At 65.8% G+C, this 19,930-nt stretch carries 22 protein-coding genes, 3 pseudogenes and 1 other annotated feature; of the genes and pseudogenes, 7 read left to right on the top strand and 18 right to left on the bottom strand.

Going from position 1 to position 19,930, the window contains the following annotated elements; all coding sequences use genetic code 11:
- Positions 1-3: 3 nt before the first annotated feature.
- From LGM56_RS17285 to LGM56_RS17255, 7 genes and pseudogenes are all read right to left on the bottom strand, one after another.
- Entirely contained in the window at positions 4-1,206 is a 1,203-nt protein-coding gene (locus tag LGM56_RS17285) for a glycosyltransferase family 9 protein (protein ID WP_226205948.1), read from the bottom strand.
- On the bottom strand, positions 1,203-1,814 hold the full coding sequence (locus tag LGM56_RS17280) for a D-glycero-alpha-D-manno-heptose-1,7-bisphosphate 7-phosphatase (protein WP_226205945.1): 612 nt from the start codon (positions 1,812-1,814) through the stop codon (positions 1,203-1,205). Before LGM56_RS17280 ends, LGM56_RS17285 begins: the two co-directional genes overlap by 4 nt.
- Entirely contained in the window at positions 1,805-2,587 is a 783-nt protein-coding gene (locus tag LGM56_RS17275; protein ID WP_226205943.1) for an SDR family oxidoreductase, read from the bottom strand. The genes LGM56_RS17280 and LGM56_RS17275 overlap by 10 nt, the downstream gene beginning before the upstream one ends.
- A gap of 155 nt (positions 2,588-2,742) precedes the next feature.
- Positions 2,743-3,258 (bottom strand): hypothetical protein, encoded by a 516-nt coding sequence (locus tag LGM56_RS17270; protein WP_089498299.1) that lies wholly within the window; start codon positions 3,256-3,258, stop codon positions 2,743-2,745.
- Positions 3,212-3,460 (bottom strand): annotated as a pseudogene (locus LGM56_RS17265) (response regulator); the annotation flags it as partial. The gene LGM56_RS17270 and the pseudogene LGM56_RS17265, both read right to left, overlap by 47 nt.
- Before the next feature lie 191 nt (positions 3,461-3,651).
- Entirely contained in the window at positions 3,652-4,530 is an 879-nt protein-coding gene (locus LGM56_RS17260; RefSeq protein WP_089498298.1) for a BON domain-containing protein, read from the bottom strand.
- Between the two features lie 187 nt (positions 4,531-4,717).
- Positions 4,718-5,086, bottom strand: coding sequence for a chemotaxis protein (locus LGM56_RS17255; RefSeq protein WP_226205941.1), 369 nt, complete (start codon positions 5,084-5,086; stop codon positions 4,718-4,720).
- Positions 5,087-5,362: 276 nt separating this feature from the next.
- Here LGM56_RS17255 and LGM56_RS17250 point away from each other — a divergent pair, with 276 nt between their 5' ends.
- Positions 5,363-6,955: an ATP-binding protein gene (locus tag LGM56_RS17250; protein ID WP_226205939.1), complete on the top strand. Its 1,593-nt coding sequence runs from the start codon at positions 5,363-5,365 to the stop codon at positions 6,953-6,955.
- Between the two features lie 9 nt (positions 6,956-6,964).
- Here LGM56_RS17250 and LGM56_RS17245 read toward each other — a convergent pair whose 3' ends face one another.
- The gene (locus LGM56_RS17245) at positions 6,965-7,288 is read right to left on the bottom strand and encodes a four-helix bundle copper-binding protein (protein ID WP_226205937.1); all 324 of its coding nucleotides are present in this window, start codon (positions 7,286-7,288) and stop codon (positions 6,965-6,967) included.
- A 29-nt stretch (positions 7,289-7,317) separates the two neighbouring features.
- Positions 7,318-8,523 (bottom strand): zinc-dependent alcohol dehydrogenase, encoded by a 1,206-nt coding sequence (locus LGM56_RS17240; protein ID WP_226205935.1) that lies wholly within the window; start codon positions 8,521-8,523, stop codon positions 7,318-7,320.
- A gap of 190 nt (positions 8,524-8,713) precedes the next feature.
- Between LGM56_RS17240 and LGM56_RS17235 the strand changes: the two genes are divergently transcribed.
- Entirely contained in the window at positions 8,714-8,908 is a 195-nt protein-coding gene (locus LGM56_RS17235; protein ID WP_089498294.1) for a hypothetical protein, read from the top strand.
- Here the strand turns inward: LGM56_RS17235 and LGM56_RS17230 are convergent.
- Both LGM56_RS17230 and LGM56_RS17225 read right to left on the bottom strand, forming a co-directional pair.
- Positions 8,894-9,319 (bottom strand): RidA family protein, encoded by a 426-nt coding sequence (locus LGM56_RS17230; RefSeq protein WP_089498293.1) that lies wholly within the window; start codon positions 9,317-9,319, stop codon positions 8,894-8,896. The two genes, LGM56_RS17235 and LGM56_RS17230, sit on opposite strands and share 15 nt — an antisense overlap.
- 87 nt (positions 9,320-9,406) lie before the next feature.
- On the bottom strand, positions 9,407-10,276 hold the full coding sequence (locus LGM56_RS17225; protein WP_089498292.1) for a LysR family transcriptional regulator: 870 nt from the start codon (positions 10,274-10,276) through the stop codon (positions 9,407-9,409).
- 137 nt (positions 10,277-10,413) lie between these two features.
- Between LGM56_RS17225 and LGM56_RS17220 the strand changes: the two genes are divergently transcribed.
- Both LGM56_RS17220 and LGM56_RS17215 read left to right on the top strand, forming a co-directional pair.
- A complete protein-coding gene (locus LGM56_RS17220; protein ID WP_226205934.1) occupies positions 10,414-11,160 on the top strand; it encodes a glucose 1-dehydrogenase in 747 nt (248 codons plus the stop codon).
- 103 nt (positions 11,161-11,263) lie between these two features.
- Entirely contained in the window at positions 11,264-12,094 is an 831-nt protein-coding gene (locus LGM56_RS17215) for an oxidoreductase (RefSeq protein ID WP_226205933.1), read from the top strand.
- An 87-nt stretch (positions 12,095-12,181) separates the two neighbouring features.
- Here the strand turns inward: LGM56_RS17215 and LGM56_RS17210 are convergent, their stop codons facing one another.
- From LGM56_RS17210 to LGM56_RS17185, 6 genes are all read right to left on the bottom strand, one after another.
- Entirely contained in the window at positions 12,182-12,796 is a 615-nt protein-coding gene (locus tag LGM56_RS17210; protein ID WP_089459821.1) for a hypothetical protein, read from the bottom strand.
- Positions 12,797-12,859: 63 nt separating this feature from the next.
- Positions 12,860-13,651 carry a molybdopterin-dependent oxidoreductase gene (locus LGM56_RS17205; RefSeq protein WP_226205932.1) on the bottom strand — a complete coding sequence of 264 codons (792 nt, stop codon included), beginning with the start codon at positions 13,649-13,651 and terminating at the stop codon, positions 12,860-12,862.
- Between the two features lie 2 nt (positions 13,652-13,653).
- Positions 13,654-14,247, bottom strand: a complete 594-nt coding sequence (locus tag LGM56_RS17200; RefSeq protein ID WP_226206388.1) for a cytochrome b/b6 domain-containing protein — start codon at positions 14,245-14,247, stop codon at positions 13,654-13,656.
- A gap of 368 nt (positions 14,248-14,615) precedes the next feature.
- Positions 14,616-15,161, bottom strand: coding sequence for a thioesterase family protein (locus LGM56_RS17195; protein ID WP_089498286.1), 546 nt, complete (start codon positions 15,159-15,161; stop codon positions 14,616-14,618).
- Positions 15,158-15,376 (bottom strand): hypothetical protein, encoded by a 219-nt coding sequence (locus LGM56_RS17190; RefSeq protein ID WP_179254957.1) that lies wholly within the window; start codon positions 15,374-15,376, stop codon positions 15,158-15,160. Before LGM56_RS17190 ends, LGM56_RS17195 begins: the two co-directional genes overlap by 4 nt.
- A complete protein-coding gene (locus LGM56_RS17185) occupies positions 15,357-15,899 on the bottom strand; it encodes a chorismate mutase (RefSeq protein WP_264170935.1) in 543 nt (180 codons plus the stop codon). Before LGM56_RS17185 ends, LGM56_RS17190 begins: the two co-directional genes overlap by 20 nt.
- A gap of 833 nt (positions 15,900-16,732) precedes the next feature.
- Between LGM56_RS17185 and LGM56_RS17180 the strand changes: the two genes are divergently transcribed.
- The 3 genes and pseudogenes from LGM56_RS17180 to LGM56_RS17170 all read left to right on the top strand — a co-directional run.
- Positions 16,733-17,959, top strand: coding sequence for an AAA family ATPase (locus tag LGM56_RS17180; RefSeq protein WP_226205930.1), 1,227 nt, complete (start codon positions 16,733-16,735; stop codon positions 17,957-17,959).
- 217 nt (positions 17,960-18,176) lie between these two features.
- A protein-coding gene (locus tag LGM56_RS17175; protein WP_226205929.1) for an IS3 family transposase occupies positions 18,177-19,411 on the top strand; the annotation gives its coding sequence in 2 pieces (ribosomal slippage) (positions 18,177-18,468 and positions 18,468-19,411; 1,236 coding nt in all).
- Positions 18,458-18,574 (top strand) — a sequence feature (AL1L pseudoknot). It overlaps the preceding gene by 117 nt.
- Positions 19,392-19,646, top strand: a pseudogene (locus tag LGM56_RS17170) (transposase); the annotation flags it as partial. The gene LGM56_RS17175 and the pseudogene LGM56_RS17170, both read left to right, overlap by 20 nt.
- 1 nt (position 19,647) lies before the next feature.
- Here LGM56_RS17170 and LGM56_RS17165 read toward each other — a convergent pair.
- A pseudogene (locus LGM56_RS17165) lies at positions 19,648-19,842 on the bottom strand (IS5/IS1182 family transposase); the annotation flags it as partial.
- Positions 19,843-19,930: the final 88 nt, after the last annotated feature.

Below are 19,930 nucleotides of genomic sequence, written 5' to 3'. Positions count from 1 at the left end.
GCGTCAGCTCCTCGTGATGGCGGGCGAGAACGGAATCACGTTCGACGGGCTCGCGTCGACCGGCCCGTCACCGTGCATGGCGGCCCGCACGGCCGCCCGCCGCGCATGGCGCATACGGCCGCGCAGCAGCGCGTGCACGGCGGCGACCGCATCGTCGACGCTCACCTCCCGCAGGCACGGATGGCCGGGTTGGTCGCACACGCTGCGGTAGCAGTTGCGGCATGGCACGTCGACGTTCAGCACCCGGTGCGGCACCCGCCACGGCGTGTGCTGCGGATTGGTCAGCGCATAGAGATCGACCACCGGCGTGCCGAGCGCGGCCGCGAGATGCACCGGGCCGGAATTGTTCGACAGCAGCAGGTCGGCCGTCTCGATCAGCGCGCCGAGTTCGCCGAGCGACAGCACGCCCGCCAACGGCACCGCGCGCGGGCCCGCGCGGGCGCACACCGTGTCGACCAGCGCGCGCTCGCTTTCGCTACCGGTCACCGCGATGCCGTCGAACAGCGGCGCGACGCTCGCGGCCACCTCGCCGAAGCGCTCGGCCGGCCAGCGACGCGACGCCGCGCTCGCGCCCGGATGCACGACGAGCCAGCGCGCGGATGGCGCGCCCGGCCGGCGCGGGCCGCCGATGCGCTGCACCGTGGCCTGCAACCGCGCGCTCACCGCACGCCGCGCCGCGTCGCCCGGCTCGAACGCCATCCGCCAGTTCGACGTCGTGGCGCCGATCGCGCGCACGAGCGCGAGCTGCCGCGCCACCTCGTGCCGCACGTGCGACTCCGGTTCGCTTTCCGGCACGCGGTCGGTCAGCAGTTCGTACGGGTTCTCGCGGCAATGCGCGAGCCGCAGCGGAATGCCCGCCAGCCAGCACATCATCGCGGCGGGCAGCGGATTCTGGCTGTAGACGGTAAAAACCGCGGCCGCATCGAAACGGCCGGCCAGCAGCCGGTCGATCATGTCGAGATCGGCGACCGGATCGCCGTGCACGTCGGGGTGCTTGACCCACGGCGCATCGTAGGTCCACACGTCGTCGACCATCGGCAGGTGCGCCGCCAGCGCGGCGCCCGTGCGCGACGTCAGCAGCGTGAGCCGGCGCCCCTCGCCGCTTTCCTTCAGCGCGCGCAACGCGGGCGTCGTCATCAGCACGTCGCCGACGCTGTCGAGCCGCACGCAGAGGATGCGTCGCGCGCGACGCCACGCGGCGTTCATCGCCGGCCCCAGGTGCCGTGCCGCCGCACGGCTTCGCGCGCGACGATGTCGGCCGCGCGGTCGACGCGATCGACGATGTGGTGCGGCGATCGCGCGGCGCCGGTGCGCCATTCGGTCTCGTGCCCGCAGTCGACGAGGATCGTGCGGCAACGCGCGGCGCGCCCGGCCGCGACGTCGTCGAGGATGTCGCCGATCATCCAGCTCCATTCGGGGACGACGCCCAGCGTGGCCAGCGCGCGACGCAACATGCCGGGGCGCGGCTTGCGGCAGACGCAGTCAACCGTATAGGCCGGCACGCTGCCCCGCGGGTGATGCGGGCAGTAAAAAAAATCCGCCAGCGTCGCGCCGTTTGCTTCGAACAATTCGGCGAGACACCGGCGGACCGCGCCAAGCTCGTTTTCGGTAAAGCGGCCGAGCGCGACGCCCGGCTGGTTCGAGACGACCACCAGCGGCATGCCGGTCGCGCCGAGCGTGCGCAGCGCACGTGCCGCGCCCGGTGCGAGGCGCATGCGCGCCGGATCGACGTTGTAGGGCACGTCGTCGAGCAACGTGCCGTCCTTGTCGATCAGCACGGCCCCGGGCAGCCCCCGTTCGCGCGTCAAGGCCATGACGTCTCCTTCATCGGCAGCACCATCACTTCCGGCACCACCGTGCCGGGCGGCTGCATCAGCACGAAGCGCACGGCGGCCGCGACGTTCTCGGCCGGCTGCAGCGTGCCCGCGTCGATGTCCGGGAAGCGGTCGAGCAGGAACGGCGTGCGCATTCCGCCCGCGACGATCGCCGACACGCTCACGCCGGCCGGCCGCAGTTCGGCATGCAGCGCGTGCGACAGGCCGAGCAGCCCCCACTTCGTCGCGTGATAGGCGGATGCATTCGGCCACGCGCGCTTCGACGCGGTCGACGCGATGTTGACGATATGCCCGGTGCCGCGCGCCTTCATCATCGGCACGGCCGCGTGGCACATCAGGTAGGGGCCGAGCAGGTTCGTCATCAGCACCTGCCGCCACGCGTCGACGCTCACGTCGTCGATTGGCGCGGTCACGTCGATCGCCGCGTTGTTGACGACCACGTCGAGATCGCCGAGCGCTTCCCGCGCGTCGTGCACGACCTGCAGCACGGACGCCTCGTCGCGCACGTCGAGCGGCCGGCCGACCGCCTGCCCGCCGTGCCGTTCGAGCCGCTGCGCGACGGCGGCCGCGCGGTCGCCGTCGAGATCGGCGACCACCACGTGCGCGCCGTGCCGCGCCAGGTCTTCGCAAATGGCCTCGCCGAGCCCGCGGCCGCCGCCGGTCACCAGCGCGACGCGGCCGGCGAGCGGCACTCCGGCGGAATCGTGTTTGACGTCGTTCACCTGCACCTCCTTGCGAACGTCCGGACGCATCCGGACTGGCCGTGACGCTTGTCGCGACAAGCGTCGATGCAGGAGATACAGCGAGAACCGTGCCGGCTTGCCGGCGCGCGTGCCGCCTCGCGCGCCGGCAAGCGCTCGCTGGCTTTTTTATAAGCTGCTGTAAAAACCGCCCCGCACGGCCGCGCTCAGATCGCCAGCGCGTCCGGCGTCGCCTGCGCGCGGCGCTTCGCGAGCGCACGCAGGCAGTGCGCGATGCATCCCGCGAATGCCTCGTCGAACCACGGCTGCGCGCCCGACACGCCGACTACGATCCCGCCGAGCGCGACGCCGCCCCACAGGTTCGTATCGCCCGCGCGCAGCCGGTATGGCTCGAGCGCCTGCACGACGTGGCCGTCGCGGCCCGTTTCCCACGACAGCCGCGCCTTCGCGCGCGCATACGCCCGGTAGTCGGCGTCCCAGTCCTTCGGGTCGGGCAACGAGAACTCGTACAGGATCGCGTCCTCGAACGCCGCGTCGCGAGGCCCGAGCGCGGGATCCATGATCACGATGTGCAGGCAGCCGCTGTCGCCGACGAAGTCGCTCTGCAGCGCGGCCGACAGGCTCGGCAGCAGCAGTTCGACCGCGGCGACCGCGGTCTGGCGGTCGACGAACGCGCTACCGGCGCGGCGGCCGGTCAGCGCTTCGGGTGGCGGGTGGGACATGGGTTTCTCCAGAGGGAAATGCGAGTGCGCGCAACGGCGCGATCCGGTCGGCCGTTGCCGCGGGCTGGGTCAGGTCAGCGTGGAAACCGGCCTCGACCGCGCGCGTGCGGTCGCGGTCGCGGTCGAGCGCGTGGCCGGACAGCGCCAGGCCCTCAGGCTGAGCGCAGCCTTCTCGATCATGCGCGGCGTCCATCTGGCGAATGACACGCCGCTGGCAGCGCATCCGCCGGCGCGCAAACACGGCCGTGCATGCCGCATCGATCGCGAATGTGACGAAGCCGCCGCCGCACGTGCCGATGACGATCACGAGCACTGCCCGAGCGGCATATCGTCGGTTCCCGTGATCATGCGTGCGCGACGCGGTTCGGGGCGCGCCGGTTCGTGCACGCGCGCTCAGTGGTGCGGTTTGCGCTCGCGGTCGCGACCGACGGTGCCCGGCTCGGGATCGAGTACGGCGGGCTGCGTCGGCGTCACGGTGCGCTGGTCGGGATGCAGCACCATCCCCGAATCGTGCTCGCCCTCGTCACGACGCACCCGCACGCGATTCTCGACGTCGCGCACGCCCATGCAGCCATCGGCCAGGTCCTCGATGCCGTGCTTCATCCATCGGGCCGGCACCGTGCCGTCCAGTTCGACGCGGCCGTCCTGCACCTGCACCGTGACGTCGCTCACGTCGATGTCGAGCGCATGCGCGAGCCGCTCGCACACCTCTTCGCGGATCCGCTCATCCGATCGCGTATAGCCTTTCGGCCCGCGACGATTGCGCAGCGCGTCGCGTTCGGCGTCGCTGCCGAATCGCGACAAGTCGGGGGCGTCGCCGCGGTAGCGCGCATCGTCGCGCGGATCGCCATAGGCGCGGTCGCGGTCGTACCCGCCCATCCGGTGATGCCCGCGAAACTCCGGGGGAACGCCGCGGTACGGGCTTTCCCGCCAGTCGCGGCCCTGCGCGTGATAGTCGCGTTCGCCGTAGCCGGGATCGCGTTCGCGCGCCGGCTGGCGCGGGAAGTCGCCCTGCCAGCCCGCATCGGCCTCGCCGCGCCGCTGGCCGACCGGCCGCGCCGCGCGTTCGCTCCATTCGCTGCCCCAATCTTCCGGGCCGACGTCCTCGCTCGCGAAGCGGCGGTACGCCGACTCGTCGCCCGCGTCGGGCCATCGCGCCGGATCGTCCGGGATGCCGCGCTCGCCGGCGCCTCGGGCTGCGCGTTCGTTGCGCTCCTGCCAGTCGGGCGGGCCACCGCGTTCGCCGTGCCGTCCGGGATATCGTCGTTGCATCGTGCCCCTCCTTGAGCGCGCCTGCGCCGTGCACGGCCCCATGCCGTGTCACGGCGCGCGTCGCTCCGGTCGAATGCAAGTCGCGTGCCGATGGCGTGGCCGGTGGAAGACCGGCGCGCCTGGCGACGTCGATCGGCTACCGGACGCGAGAATCTGCAATGCGATTGCAGTTTTTGCGTGCCGGGCGTCACGGCGTGCCGTCATCGCCCGCTTCGTCCCCGTCATCCGGTTCCGTCGTGCGACCGGGCTCGCTCAGCCGCTCGGTGCGATCCGGCTTGATGTCCGCGCCCTCGTCGAGCGTCGAATCGCCGTCCGCCGACGCGCGCTCACCGGTGCCCGCACGGTCCGTATCGCTGTCGAGCGCGGCATCGCCGCGTTCGAGCGCGTGATCGTCGAGCGGCGAATCGACGTCGAACGGATGACGCCGCGCGCCGGCCGTGTCGCTGCCGCTGTCGGACGAGTCGCTCGGGCCCAGGGCGCGGCCGTCGCGGCCGCGGCCGGCATTGTCGTCGTCCGGTTCGGACGGTTCGTTGTCGGGGTTCAGCGTGCTGTTCATGTCGATCTCCTTGCAAGGCTCGCGGCCGCGGGCAGCCGGCCAACGCGGCACGACCGGCGGAATGCAAACGCGTGCAATCGGCGTGCCGCCCCGCGCACCGGAACCGATTGCGCGCGGCCGGAATGGCGATCGGCACAACCGATGCGCGCTCATTGATCAGCCGAATTGAGTTCCCTTATGCTTTCGGGGGTGCCAATCCGATTCGTACCGCCGCCGCCGGCCCGCCCGACGGCGGCCGGGCGGCGCTTGCCCGCCCGTCTTCGACAAGCCGCTCGGATGATGAAAGACGACCTCAATCCTCGCTCGCCTCCGCCGCCGCTCGGGCAATCCGACGCGCGCGACCTGTTGCACCGCTTCGCCGAGTTCCGGTTCCAGACGGTCGTCGAGTCGATCACCGACTACGCGGTGTTCATGCTCGACCCGTACGGCAACGTCGCGACCTGGAACGCGGGGGCCGCGCGCATCAAGGGCTATCGCGCCGCGGAGATCGTCGGCCACCACTTCTCGCGCTTCTATCCGCCCGACGCGATCGCGGCCGGCCGGCCGTCGCTCGGGCTCGCCGAAGCGGCCGCCAACGGCCACTTCGAGGACGAAGGCTGGCGCGTGCGCAAGGACGGCTCGCAGTTCTGGGCGAGCGTGACGATCACGCCCGTGCACGATCACTCGAACCAGCTCTGCGGCTTCATCAAGATCACGCGCGACATGACCGAGCGCAAGCGCCTCGAGGAGCTCGAAGCGTCGACGCACCGGCTCAGCGTGTTCATCGCGATGCTCGCGCACGAGCTGCGCAACCATCTCGCGCCGTTGCGCCATTCGGTCGGCGTGCTGCAGAGCCTGGCCGACCCGGCACCCGCGCTCGCGCAGTGCCGCGACGCCGTGCATCGTCAGGTCACGCAACTGACGCGCCTCGTCGACGACCTGCTCGACGTCGGGCGCATCACCGCCGGCAAGCTCGAGCTGGAAGACCGCCCCATTACCGTGCGCGACATCGTGTGCCGCGGCGTCGAAAGCATCCAGCCGAAGCTGGCCGCGCGCGGGCAGCACATCCACGTCGATCTGCCGGCCGATGCCGTGCCGTTGCACGGCGACGATGCGCGGCTCGTCCAGGTGCTGCACAACCTGCTCGACAATGCGTCGAAGTTCTCGCCGCTCGGCGGACGCATCGACGTCGGCGCCACGATCGAGGGGCCGGTCGTCGCGATCCGCGTGATCGATCGCGGCGTCGGCATCGCGCGCGACGCGCTCGAAACCATCTTCGACCTGTTCGAGCAGGAAAGCGGAGCGGGCCGGCGGCCGGCCGAAGGCTTCGGGCTGGGGCTCGCGATCTGCCGGACGTTCGTCGAACTGCACGGCGGGCGCATCTCGGCCGAAAGTGCCGGGCCCGGTCACGGTGCGACGTTTACGGTGCGGCTACCGATCGACCGCATGGCGCGCGCGACCCGCGTCGACGTGCGCGGGCCGGTCAAGTCCGCGCAGACGGACACGACGCCGCTCCGCATCGTCATCGTCGACGACAATCGCGATTCGGCCGACACGCTCGCCGTGCTGCTGCAGGTGAAGGGGCACGCGCCGCGCGTCGCCTACAACGCGCACGACGCCGTTGCGCTCGCCCGCGACTACGCCCCGCAGCTGATGATCCTCGACCTCACGATGCCCGACGTCGACGGCTTCACGCTCCTGCACGAACTGCGCGCGATCGACGCGCTGCGCGACACGACCTGCGTGGCGCTGTCGGGACATGCCAGCGCGGCGGACCTGGCGCGCACCGAACGCGCAGGCTTCGACGAGCACCTCGTGAAGCCCGTCGAAATAGCCGTGCTCGACGCGCTGCTGCAGCGCGTCGCGCGCCGGGTTCGCCGCACGCCGTGACCGCCGTGCTCAAGCCACCGCCCGACACATCGCCGCGCATGCTTCACACGCGAGCGCGCAGCGGCGGCAATGATCGTGTGCATGCCGCCGGCATTCGGCTGCACACAAGTCGCATGCCTGCGCGCACAGCGCGCAGACGCTGGGCGTGAGCACACTGCGGCGCGCCATCGCACCCGACGCGAAGCGGCACAGCTGCGCGCATTCGATGTCGAGCGCGATGCAGTCGGCCAGCGCCTGCGCGTCGCGTTCGGCGAGGCACGCGGCCGTACAGGCATCGCAGGCGTGGGCGCACGCGTCGCAAGCGGCCATGCAGTTGTCATAGGGATCGTTCATCGCAGTCCTCCCGGTTTCGGTTGGCATCGTCATGGCGTCAGCTTCACCTTCATCCAGCCCGGCTCGCGCGTGTCGAACGCGCGATAGGCCTCGATCGCATTCGTCAGCGGCTCGCAACGCGTGAGCACCGACAGCGGGTCGAATGCGCCGCTGCGCACGAGCTCGACGAGCGGCGGCGTCACCGTTCGGTGATTGCAGTTGCCCATCTTGATCGTCAGGTTGCGGTTCATCGCATCGCCGACCGGAAACACGCGGGCCGCCGGCGGATACACGCCGATCACCGCCACCGTGCCGGCTTTCGCGACCGCGCGCACCGCCCATTGCAGCACCTGCGACGGCCCGTCGCCCGGCACCCAGTTGCGGCCGTCCGGCTTGCGGTGCGGCGCGATCGCCTCGACTTCCGCATCGAATGCATGCGCCGCGTCGCGATCGGCCGCGGCCGGCCCGTGCGTCGCGCGCATCGCGTCGACGCCCACCGCGTCGATCACGCGATCGACGCCGATTCCGCCCGTCAGCCGCAGCACCGTCTCGACCGGATCGTCCTCCGCGAAATCGACGATCTCCGCGCCTTGCGCGCACGCCATCTCGAGACGCGACGCCACGCGGTCGATCGCGATCACGCGCCCGGCGCCCATCAGCTTCGCGCTCGCGATCGCGAACTGGCCGACCGGCCCCGCGCCGAACACGGCGACCGTGTCGCCCGCGCTCACTTCCGCGAGCTGCGCGCCGAAATAGCCGGTGGGAAAAATGTCCGACATCAGGATCGCGCGATCGTCGTCGATCGCATCCGGCAGCCGAATCAGGCTTGCATGCGCAAGCGGCGTGCGCGCGTACTCGGCCTGCAGCCCGTCGAACGCGCCGCTCGCGGCCGGACCGCCGAAGAACGCGGTACCCGCACGCGGGCCGCCCGGGTTCGCGACGTCGCATTGCGCGGTGTAGCCCGCGCGGCAGTACGCGCAACTGCCGCATGCGATCGTCGACGGAATCAGCACGCGGTCGCCGCGCCGCAGGTTGCGCACGTCGCGCCCGACCGTCTCGACGATGCCGACACCCTCGTGGCCGAGGATCGTGCCCGGCTTCATCCCGCCGAGGGTGCCGCGCACCATGTGCAGGTCGGTGCCGCAGATCGCGCTGGCCGTCAGGCGCACGACCGCGTCGGTCGCGTCGGTGACTTCGGGATCGGGCACCGTGTCGATGCGAATGTCGCCGATACCGTGAAATACGACTGCTTTCATGTCAGGCCCTCCTTGTTCGAACGTTCTCGGAAATACCGAGAAGGACGTTGAGCAAGGAGTGGGCCCTGACGGGCATCACCTGAATGCTCTCCGCGGTGCGGAGAGCATTCATCCGTCACGAACCACGAATTCGACATCGTCGCGCGGATTCGATGCCGGGATCCGACTGGGACAATGCATCGAGAAGGACATGATCGCCATGCCGCTGGGCGGCGGGCAACGCGAACGCGCGGCGGCCGCGCCCGGTTACATCGAAAAACACGGCGCGCCCGGCCACCCCGACGCGTTCGTCCGGCACCGCTGTATCGGCTGGCGGCTGTCGCCAGCGCGGGCGCCCTACCGCTGGGAATGCGTGGAAAACGGCCGCCCTTCAGCGATTGGCTGACGCTCCCGCCGCAGCGGCATCTCGCTTGACTGCCACGCACTTGATCTCGACCAGCAAGCCGGGATGCGCGAGTTCGGTCACGCCGATCGAAGTCCACGCGCATGTGCCGCGTGGAAAAACCCGATTCTTCACGTCGCGAAATACGGGCATATGCGTGCCCATCTGCACGTGGTATGTCGTCATATCGACAACATCTTCAAAAGTGCACCCAGCCGCTTCCAGAACCACGCGCAAATTTTCCCAGCATGCCAGGAATTGCGCTTCGGGATCGGCGATGACTTCGAGGTCAACGGTACGCCCGACCTGTCCGGCGCAAAAAACAATGGACCCAACCTTCACGGCCGGTACATAACCGGCGCGCTCTACGATACGTTGCATCGTCGGCGGGATGATCAATTCACGGATGGTCATGTGTCTTACCCGTTAAGGATTGAAGCGGTCATTCACCGCGGCGCGGATGATGACCGTATCTGGCCGAGAGCACCCACGAAGTTCAATTCAGCGCGCGGCAATCGGTGATTCGGTCAGCATCGTATCGGCGATATCGAGCATCGCGCGCAAGCGATCCATATGCCGAAGGTCATGGTGGTACCCCACCCAGATGTCTCGGGATGGGGGCGGTTCCGGCGTTTCGATGCGCTGCACTGCCGGTATCGCGTCGCCCAGCGGTCGCGGCAGCACCGCCATGCCCATGCCTGCCGCGCACATCCGGCCCTGAACGGCTCGGCTCGTGCTGGTGAACACGCGCCGCGACCGCGGGAACCTGTCGAGCAGCCAGGCGACGTCGGGGAAGTGAGACTGCGCCGTATTCATCACGATCAATCCCACTGAAGCAGGATCGCGCCGCAACGCACGCGCGGTTTCCGCCGTGCCGTAAAGGCCGTACGGAACGCTCATCATGCGGCGCTGGACAATGTCCGGTTCGGTGAAAGGAACGATCCGGAAGGCCAGGTCGGCCTCGCGACGCGACAGGCTCAGCAATCGGTAGCTCGCGATCACTTCCGGCACCACGGCCGGATGACGGCGCACCAGTTCCGCCAGAACCGGCGCGAGAACGTAGCCGGCGAACCACTCTGCGCACGATATCCGCAAGATGCCTTCGAGACGGTCGTGATGACCGGCCAGACGCCGCTCCATCGCCAGCGCGGCGTTTTCCATGGCTTCGGCGAGGCTCAGCACGGTATCGCCGGCGTCGGTGAGCACCAGCCCATCCGCGGTCCTGCGGAACAGCGCCTGCCCGGATTCATCCTCCAGCGCCTTGATCCGGCGGCCGATCGTTGGATGGCTCACGCCCAGGCTTCGGGCTGCCGCACCGAAAGATCCGCCCCGCTTGACCGCCAGAAACACCCGGACATCACTCCATTCCATGCGATGAACCTTCGTTCAAAAATGTACATTCAATATACAAGAACGACCATTCACAAACAATTGTGTGAGCCTCACGATGGTGACTTGCATCTACCGAACCGCCCCGCTCGGGGCCAACCTCTGCGGAGTGTGAAGACATGAACAAGTTGAAGGGCAAGGTCGCGATCGTGACGGGGGCATCGAAAGGCATCGGCGCAGGCATCGCGCGCCAGCTTGCGGCCGACGGCGCACAGGTCGTCGTCAACTACGCATCCAGCGCGAGCGGTGCCGAACAGGTCGTCGGGGACATTCAGGCCGCCGGCGGGAAGGCATTGGCGGTGCGCGCCGACGTGACGAACAAGGCGGAGGTCGAGGCACTCGTCAACGCAGCCATCGACCATTTCGGGCGGTTGGACATCGTGGTGAACAACGCCGGCGTCTACCAGTTCGCCAGGATCGAGGAAACCACCGAGGCGCGCTACCGCGAGCAATTCGACATCAACGTGCTCGGTCCGCTGCTGGTCGCCGGCGCCGCCGCGCCGCACCTCGGCAACGGCAGCAGCATCGTCAACATCAGCTCCAACGTCACGCGCGTCCTTCCGGCCGAGAGTGCCATCTACAGCGGCACGAAAGGCGCAATCGACGCCATCACCGGGGTGCTCGCGCGGGAGCTCGGCCCGCGCGGCATCCGGGTCAATGCCGTGAACCCCGGCTTGGTGGAAACCGAGGGCACCCATGCCGCCGGCGTCATCGGATCGGACTTCGAGACGTGGAACGCGGACCAGACGCCGCTCGGCCGCATCGGCCAGGTGCGGGACATCGCGCCGATCGTTTCGTTTCTCGCGTCCGACGACTCGGGATGGATGACGGGCGAGATCATTCTCGCGTCGGGCGGCATGCGCTGACGCGCCATGCTCGCGGGAACGTGCGCCGATCCTGCATCGGCGCGCATATTGACGTGCTCTGTCGAGCGTATTGAAAAGCAGAATCGAGCGGAAGGAGAAACGCATGAACAAAACCTGGTTGATCACCGGCTGCTCCGGCGGCTTCGGCCTGCATCTCGCACGCGCGGCGGCCGCGCGCGGCGACCACGTGGTGGCAACGGCGCGCGCGCCGGAAACGCTACGCGATCTGGCACGGCGTTATCCGGACACGCTGCGTGTTGCAGCGCTGGACGTGACGAAGCCGGAGACGATACACGCGGCCATGGCGTTGACGATCGAAGCGTTCGGCAGGTTGGACGTGCTGGTCAACAACGCCGGGCATGGATTCATGGGCGCAATCGAAGAAGGCACGCCGGAGGAATACCGGCCGTTATTCGATGTGAACGTCTTCGGGCTCATCGAGACGACGCGTGCGGCGTTGCCGCTGATGCGACGTACCGGCGGTGGCAGGATCGTGAACCTGTCGTCCGGTGCCGGTATCGCCGGCTCCGGGGGCCGCGGCTATTACAACGCGACGAAGTTTGCCGTCGAAGGCCTGTCGGAGGCCCTCGCGCAGGAAGTCGAACCGATGGGCATTCGCGTGGTCATCGTGGAGCCCGGTCCGTTTCGAACCGAATTCCTGGGGCGCTCGATCACGGTCGCCAAGCAGCAAATCGGCGACTATTCGGCAACCGCCGGCTCCGCGCGCAGCTACCGCGACAGCAATGACGGACATCAGGCAGGCGATCCCGCCAAAGCCGCCGCGGTGATCATCCAGGCGATCGACTCGGACGATCCACCGTTGCACCTGCCGATCGGACCGAGTGCCCATGCCATTGCGGAGCGCAAGCTGAAGGCGTTCCGCCGGGACATCGACGCATGGCGCGCGCGCTCCATCGCGACCGACTTCGATTGACGGTCTCGGGCCGACGCAACGGTCGGCCCGAAAGAAAACGAATCGCGGACACGCCGGCGAACGACAAGTCGCCCGCCGGCGGCCGGCTTACATCGGAGGCGCTACCCCGTCCTTCTCGACCACGATCTGGCGTCCGTCGTATCCCCCGTCCTTGCCCGGCGTAGCCACGACGAAAATCTTCTTGCCCGCCGACAAATCGGCGCGCGTCGCCTGGATGAGCGTCACGACCGGCGCGTCGGGCGGCACGTTGATCGTGTTGCTGCCGCCCTTGTACGAAAGCTTGAGATCGCGCCCGCTCGTGCCTTGAACGATGGTATCCACGTTCGCGTTCGTCATCGAGCTGTTCGCCGCGAGATCCCACGCATAGTGGCCTTCACCCATGCCGCGCGCGGCTTCGGGGAATACGAGCACTTCCTTCGCGATCAACTTGCCGTTCTCGCCCGGCGTGGCCGCTGCGCCGACATAGGAACCCGGTTTGATATCGGAAAGCTGAATCGCTTTCACCGCGTTCACGTTGGTCGACGCCGCGACATTGATGAGCACGGTATCGCCGCTGCGGCGATGTACCTTCAGGCTGTCTCCGGAAAACGAGACGATGTCGCCACGAATGCGCTCGGGCTTGCCCGCGGCGGATTGCGCGAACGCGGTGCCGGCCAGCGTCGCCGCGACGACGGAGGCGGCGAGTTTGAGTCGAATGGACATGAATGCTCCTTTGATGAGGTTGCGATCGAGAATGTGACCGGCGAGGTGTCCAGGGCCAAGGGCTCAGGAGCCGCCAAACCAGTTGTATCCCTGGTTTTCCCAATAACCGCCCGGGAATGCGTTGGTCACCGTGATGGCGACGATGTGTTTGGGATTCTTGTATCCGAGCTTGGTCGGCATGCGCAGCTTCATCGGGAAGCCGTACTTCGCCGGCAAGACGCGGCCGTCATAGGTGAGCGTCAGCAGCGTTTGCGGATGGAGCGCGGTCGGCATGTCGATGCTCGTCCAGTAGTTGTCGGCGCAATGCAGCGCGACGTACTTCGCGGTGGTGTCGGCGCCGGCGCGCAACAGGAAATCGGAAAATCGCACGCCGCCCCACTTGCCTATCGCGCTCCACCCTTCGATGCAGATATGCCGCGTAACCTGGCTTTCCTGCGGCAACGCATGGAGCTCGTCGAGCGTCCACGTACGCCTGCCCTTGACCAGCCCGCCGAGCTGGAGCCGATATTTCTCCGCATCCACGTCCGGCACCTGGTCGATGTCGTAGTACGCGTTGAATGGAAAGGGCCGCGCGATCATCGACTCCGGATACGTCGGCGCAAGCTTGCGCGGATCGAAGAGCGACGCCTGCACGTCGTCGTTGAACGAAGACACGCGGCGCAGCATCGTGTTGACCGATTGGTCGTCGGTCAGGTCGCAGCCGGAAAGCAGCATCAGGCCGCCGAGCGTGAGGATCCGCTTGCCGAACAGGCGGCGTTGCGTCGACTGGAGCGCGTTGCGCGCATCCTTGACGATCGCACGCGAATCGAGCTGCGAGACGCGGTCGGCCCGCGACGAACGTTTGGGTTCATTCATGATCAGCGCCCTCGAATCATCGTGAGCAATGAGCGCGGAACGAGCGCGACCATCACGACATGAACGGCAAGGAAACCGACGAGCACGCTCATCGCGACGAAATGAACGATGCGCGCGTTGTCGAATCCGCCCATCAATGTCCTCAGGAAAGCAAACTGCACCGGTTTCCAGATGGCGAGCCCCGACAGAACGAGCAGCACGATATCGGCGAGCGCGCCGAGATACGCGAACTTCTGCACGGCGTTGTACTGCGCGGGATCATCGTGAACCAGCTTTCCGCGCAGCGCGGCGGCGAGGTCGGAAAGAAGCGCGCGCATGCCGAGCGGCAACAGCTTCCTGCGCAACCGCCCTGTCGCCATGCCGAGCACGAGATAGGCGAACAGGTTGCCGACCAGGATCCACATCGCCGCGAAGTGCCAGAGGAGCGCACCGCCCAGCCAGCCTCCAAGCGTGGTGGAACGCGGAAACGTGACCGCCCTGACAATCGGCGACGCGTTGTAGACCTGCCAGCCGCTCAGGCACATGGCGATGACTGCGGCGGCATTGATCCAATGGAGAAGACGGACCCACAGCGGATGAATCGTCGAACGTTTCACAGCGAACTTCCTCGTAATCTTGCGGATGGTGCACGCGTCATGCCGTGGTGACAGGGGCGTGACGAGAAGGATCGCAATTGCCGCGACGCAGCGGTATCGGTCGAACGACCGACCCCGTCGGACGCCTGTCGAGCCGACGGTCAGGCGGCTGGCGGGAACAATGGCGGTCGTCCGCCACGCGACCCGTCGGCGCGGGCCGGCCAGTCGAAGGTTCGCTTCGACGTCGACCACGTCCCGCCCGTCGCGCGCGTTGAAGGGGGCGGATTTATCCCGCCACATGCCGTCACCGCGCCGGAAAACTTCCGGCGCCGACGAAGGCCATCGCGACCGCTGACGGCATGTCCGCGAGCGGCTGCCATCGCGGTGCGTCAAGTCTGTAGAACCGATTCCGCATGCATCGCCATCCCGCCCTCGGCTCGGCTCCATTGCACGACCCATTCGGGCAGTTCGGGCGGAGGCTGCGTCACGCCGATCCACGCCAGCAGTTCGTCGGTCGGCACGGTACCTCCGCCGCGCTTCAGGAACCGGGTTCGCACGACGCCGACCGCGACCTGCGTCCCGCCGCGGCTGAACCCCTGCTCCAGGAACACATGCTTCTCGTCCCAACCGATCACACGCGTCGTGACGTCGTAGCGCTCCCACAGATGCAGCGATCGATGAAATCGTATCGTCTCGAGCGTGACGACGGGATACCACCCTTGCGCATTGACGCGTTGCCAGACGCGCGAGCGCAGCAGCAGATCGACCCGCCCCAGATCGAGAATGCCAAAGTAGCGGCCATTGGTCATGTGGCGCAGCACATCGAGGTCGTTTGGCCACACGCGAAACGGCGTGACACAGGTGTCGAGAATGTGCAGTCGCTGACGACGCAGGCTCAGCAGGAACGTCAGACACAAACGCAGCAGTAGATTCATGAATCGCGGGTTTTGACGGTGCCGGCGCAGAGCGCGCGCGTCACGGCATCCATACCGGACGGGAAGCAGGCGACGGCTTGCCGGCCACGCTTTTCGAGTGCAGCGACCACTTCTGCTGCGCGTTCCGCGGACTTTTCATAGGCAATGGCGGCGACGACACAAAACGAAACAGATACGCGATTCGCGGTGCGTTTGTCAGGGACGTTGCTCGTCACGCTCGCAAACCCGAGCAAGCGCGCGATCCATAGCGAGTGCATAGAGCGAATTCAAAGAGTGCGTCGCGATGTACTCGTGAGTTGCGCGAGAAATGCGCTCGCTGCAGTCAGTACGGTCCCGAAATTCACCGGATTGTGCGAGTACTTGGATGAACCCGCCTTTGAGACGGTCGAGTTCGGGACGTATTTCTTTCTCGAGATCCGCACGCGCATCATCCGGGGCGTGATCAGAGCGCCGCCATTCAGCCAGCAGCGCATACTGGACAAGCTTGTTGGCTTCAATTTGATCCGTGAAGAAATGGACTGCCAACTTGGCCGGTACTCCGTTGGCTCGCGCTTCCTTTACCGCGGCAGCGATCACCGCAGACTCTCTCGAAAGATCCTCCACGGGCTTTCCGGAGTCCCACTTGCTCAGTGCGACCTGCCTCGCAATTCGTAGCCGTGCCGCCGTCAGATCCAACAGCGCGCTTAACGTCGACGCATTGCCTGGAGGTACCGCTGCCGACGGCGATGTAGATAACATGACAGTGGCGAGTGAACTTATCAAAAGACATGATCTCCAGGATCTGAACTTCATTCCGCGGGCAATTCCATCGGGTGCAGGAGTCGAACGCTCGACCTTGGATTTATATGCCCTCGTTTCGTCAGGTCGCGGCGCCCTTGGCGCCCATTCCTGGGTGGCAGTCGCGGCCACGCCGTTTTTCCCTTCCCGTACGCTACAAGTCATAGTGTCTACGCCATCTTCTCCGTCATTGAAGAATCGCAAAACATTTGACCGGTGCACATCGGTCAAATGACCGACCCAACGTGCAAGGGATTTCCGATTCGTGAGGGCCGCCGTTCGATGCCTCCGCACAGGCAAGAAGTTATAACCCTCTTGCTGCAAGTGGCGTCGAGGCAGATTCCTGAATGGTCTGGCGTGCGGCATCGCCCTCGATGCTTTCGCCGATTGGATGATTCACTACACCGCAGCACATCGCCTTGCTCAGGGGCTTCCGATTTAGCGCGGATGCAAGCGGTTTCTCGTCAGCACATCAACGATCTATATTTTCTATTTAAACAACCATACCTATATATAAAATACATAAAAAAGAGACGGTACTAAATCCTTCGCTCGTTCGTCTTTAGTGTCATACGAATCCTTTGTTCCGTATGCGGGTCGGGGAAGCGCTGGCCGTCACCAGCCGTGAAACTTCCTCTCACATCAGCGAAGAGCAACCGACGATCTTCGATAGAGAAATAATTTAGAGACCACGAGATCGATTTGTTTTGCAAGCGCACCTGTGACCGAAGACGCCTCAACTCGCTCAGGCCTGCACGCGACACGCCGTCAATATCAAATGCGTTCGAGGCGTCATGCCCCATCCCGCATTCGACCCAAACCGGATACTGCGCTCGACCATGCTGGAGACCCTGGCAATCAACAACTACCGCTCGATCAAGGAACTCGTCATCCCGTTGTCGAGGCTCAACTTGATCACTGGAGCGAATGGCAGCGGCAAATCGAATCTTTATCGTGCATTGCGGTTGCTCGCCAGCACAGCGCAGGATGGAATCGTGGCGCCGTTGGCCTCCGAGGGCGGCTTGCAGTCGGTCGTATGGGCAGGGCCGGAGGACCGCTCGGGGGCGATGCGACGTGGTGAGATCCCGCTGCAAAGACCGGCCAAAGGAACGCCCGCGCCGCGCCTGAAGCTGGGCTTCGGCGGCATGACATTCGGCTACGCGGTGTCCATGGGTCTTGCCCAGGAATCATCCGAATCGCCTTCGGCGTTCAAGCTGGACCCCGAATTCAAGCGCGAAGCGATTTGGAGTGGCGCATTCCTTCGGTCCTCGAACATGCTGATTGATCGGGACGGTAATGTCGTGCACCGCCGGTCGGACGACGGTTGGGATACCGTAACACACAGCTTGCCCCGTTATGAGAGCCTCTTCTCGCAAATCGGCAACGATCGGAGCAGTCCGGAGGTATTCGAAGTCAGGGAAGTGATGCGCCGCTGGCGCTTCTACGATCATTTTCGAATTGATGTGGATGCGCCGGCACGGCGGTCGCATGTGGGAACCCGTACTCCCGTTCTCCATCATGACGGGCGCGATCTCGCTGCGGCGTGGCAGACGATTCTCGAAGTCGGTGATCATCAGGCACTCGACGATGCAGTGTCCGATGCCTTTCCCGGCGCGCATGTCGAAATTGAAACGGAGCGGGACGGATTGTTTTCGCTCGTGTTTCGACAGGACGGCCTGTTCCGCCCGCTCAAGGCTGCCGAGCTTTCCGATGGCACGCTGCGATATCTGCTGTTGTGTGCAGCCTTGCTGACTGCGCGGCCGCCCGAGTTGATGGTCCTCAATGAACCCGAGGCGAGCCTTCATCCCGATCTCATTCCCGCGCTGGGCCGACTCATTCGGCAGGCGGCGATGTATTCTCAAATCTGGGTCGTTTCCCATTCGACACGGCTGGCGTCAGCGCTTGAAGAGGACACGGAGTTCAGCCAGATCACCCTGGAAAAGGCATTCTCTGAGACGACGATTCTCGGGCAGCACAAGCTCGACCGACCCGTTTGGCGATGGCCGGATTCGGGCAAGTAACAGACACCCGTCGATGCGCTCGTCAGTCGGATCTGTTGCACCGATTCGGATGTTGGCCAAACTGAACCGCGCCGGTGATCGGCTCTAGAAAACATCACGGGAAGTCCATCGTTTCATGAAACCGGCGCGACTTTCAAGGCGGGCGTGCTGAGCGAAAACCTCCTGTCTGAACCGCCCCGGATTTTGTGGAGGCTCCAACTCTTGAGAGAATGGAGCCATGAACAAGAAGCCAAGTAAGTTTTCCCCGGAAGTCCGAGAGCGCGCGTTGCGCCTGGAACGCGAGCAGCGTAGCGAACATCCGTCGATGTGGGCGGCGATCGAATCGATTGCGCCGATGATCGGCTGCACACCGCAGACGCTGCACGAGTGGGTCAAGCGTGACCAGGTCGACCACGGTGAGCGCGATGGCGTGACCACAGACGAGCGCGAGCGCCTCAAGGCCTTGGAGCGCGAAGTCAAGGAGTTGCGTCGTGCCAACGAGATTCTCAAGGTCGCGAGCGCGTTTTTCGCCCAGGCGGAGCTCGACCGCCGTTTCAAGTCCTGAAGGCATTCATCGATCAGCATCGCGACCCCTTCGGGGTCGAGCCGATCTGCAAGGTCTTGCGGATTGCCCCGTCGGGTTACCGACGCCATGCCGCGCAGCTTCGTGATCCGTCGCGGCGCTCTGTTCGCGCAATCCGCAATGAACGTCTGCGGCCGGATATCAAGCGTGTGTGGCAGGCCAACATGCAGGTCTACGGTGCGGATAAAGTCTGGAAGCAGATGAACCGGGAGCGTATCGCGGTGGCGCGCTGCACGGTCGAACGGTTGATGAAGCAACTGGGTTTGCGCGGCGTGATGCGAGGCAAGCGTGTTCGCACGACTGTTCCTGATGCCATAGCCCTGCGCCCGCTGGATCGGGTCAATCGCCAGTTCAAGGCGGCACGGCCGAACCCGCTCTGGGTTTCGGCTTTCACCTGCGTTTCGACGTGGCAGGGCTGGCTGTATATGGCTTTCGTGATCGATGTGTTCGCTCGCCGTATCGTCGGCTGGCGCATCAGCAGTTCGATGACCACGGACTTCGTCCTGGATGCACTTGAACAGGCGCTTTACGCGCGGCGCCCGGGCGACGACGGAACCTTGATACATCATTCGGATAGAGGGTCCCAATACGTCAGCATTCGCTACAGCGAACGGCTGGCCGAAGCGGGCATCGAATCGTCGGTCGGCAGCCGGGGCGACAGCTATGACAACGCCCTGGCTGAAACGATCAACGGCCTGTACAAGGCTGAACTGATTCATCGCCGCACCTGGAAAACGCGAGAATCCGTTGAACTGGCAACGCTGCAGTGGGTGGCTTGGTTCAATCGTCATCGGTTGATGGAACCCCTCGGCTATATCCCGCCCGCCGAAGCTGAGGCAAACGACTATCGGCAACTTGAAACAGCTACCACTGAACCCGCATCAACTTAAACCAACCAGCCTCCATGATTCCCGGGGCGGTTCAGATGAGTTCAAGATCGAAGCAGTCAAGCAAGTCACCGAGCGTGGTCATTCGGTTGCAGATGTGGCCCAGCGTTTGGGCATTACGACGCACAGCCTATATGCCTGGCGAGCGAAGTTCGATAAGCCAGATGTCGTGCGGCAGGTGGAACTAGACCAGAGTGCCGAGGCGCGGCGATTGAAGGCCGAACTCACGCGGGTGACCGCGCCTGGATCAGTGCGTCGCTGTACAGACGCGGACGGCCGCGGGTCGGCTCGGTGTCGGGTATGCCCGCAAGGGCGGCTGCATCGATCCACATCGTGACGTTACCTCGGTTGATCAGGCCGGCGTTGCAGGTCGACCAGTTCCTGACACGATAGCGCGCCTTCGGCTCGCACGTCTTGCCCTTTTCCCTGCGCATCTTCTCGCAGCCAAAAATCGAGAATCTACACAGGACCCCGAATTGTTAAAAGGGGTGCCGGACCGGCTGTTGTGGGTAAACGTCAGCC

Origin of the sequence: Burkholderia sp. AU38729 (genome assembly GCF_020419725.1) — a bacterium.
GTDB lineage: Bacteria > Pseudomonadota > Gammaproteobacteria > Burkholderiales > Burkholderiaceae > Burkholderia.
Note: the sequence above shows the minus strand (reverse complement) of the source record. Positions and strands in the feature narration are given on the sequence as shown.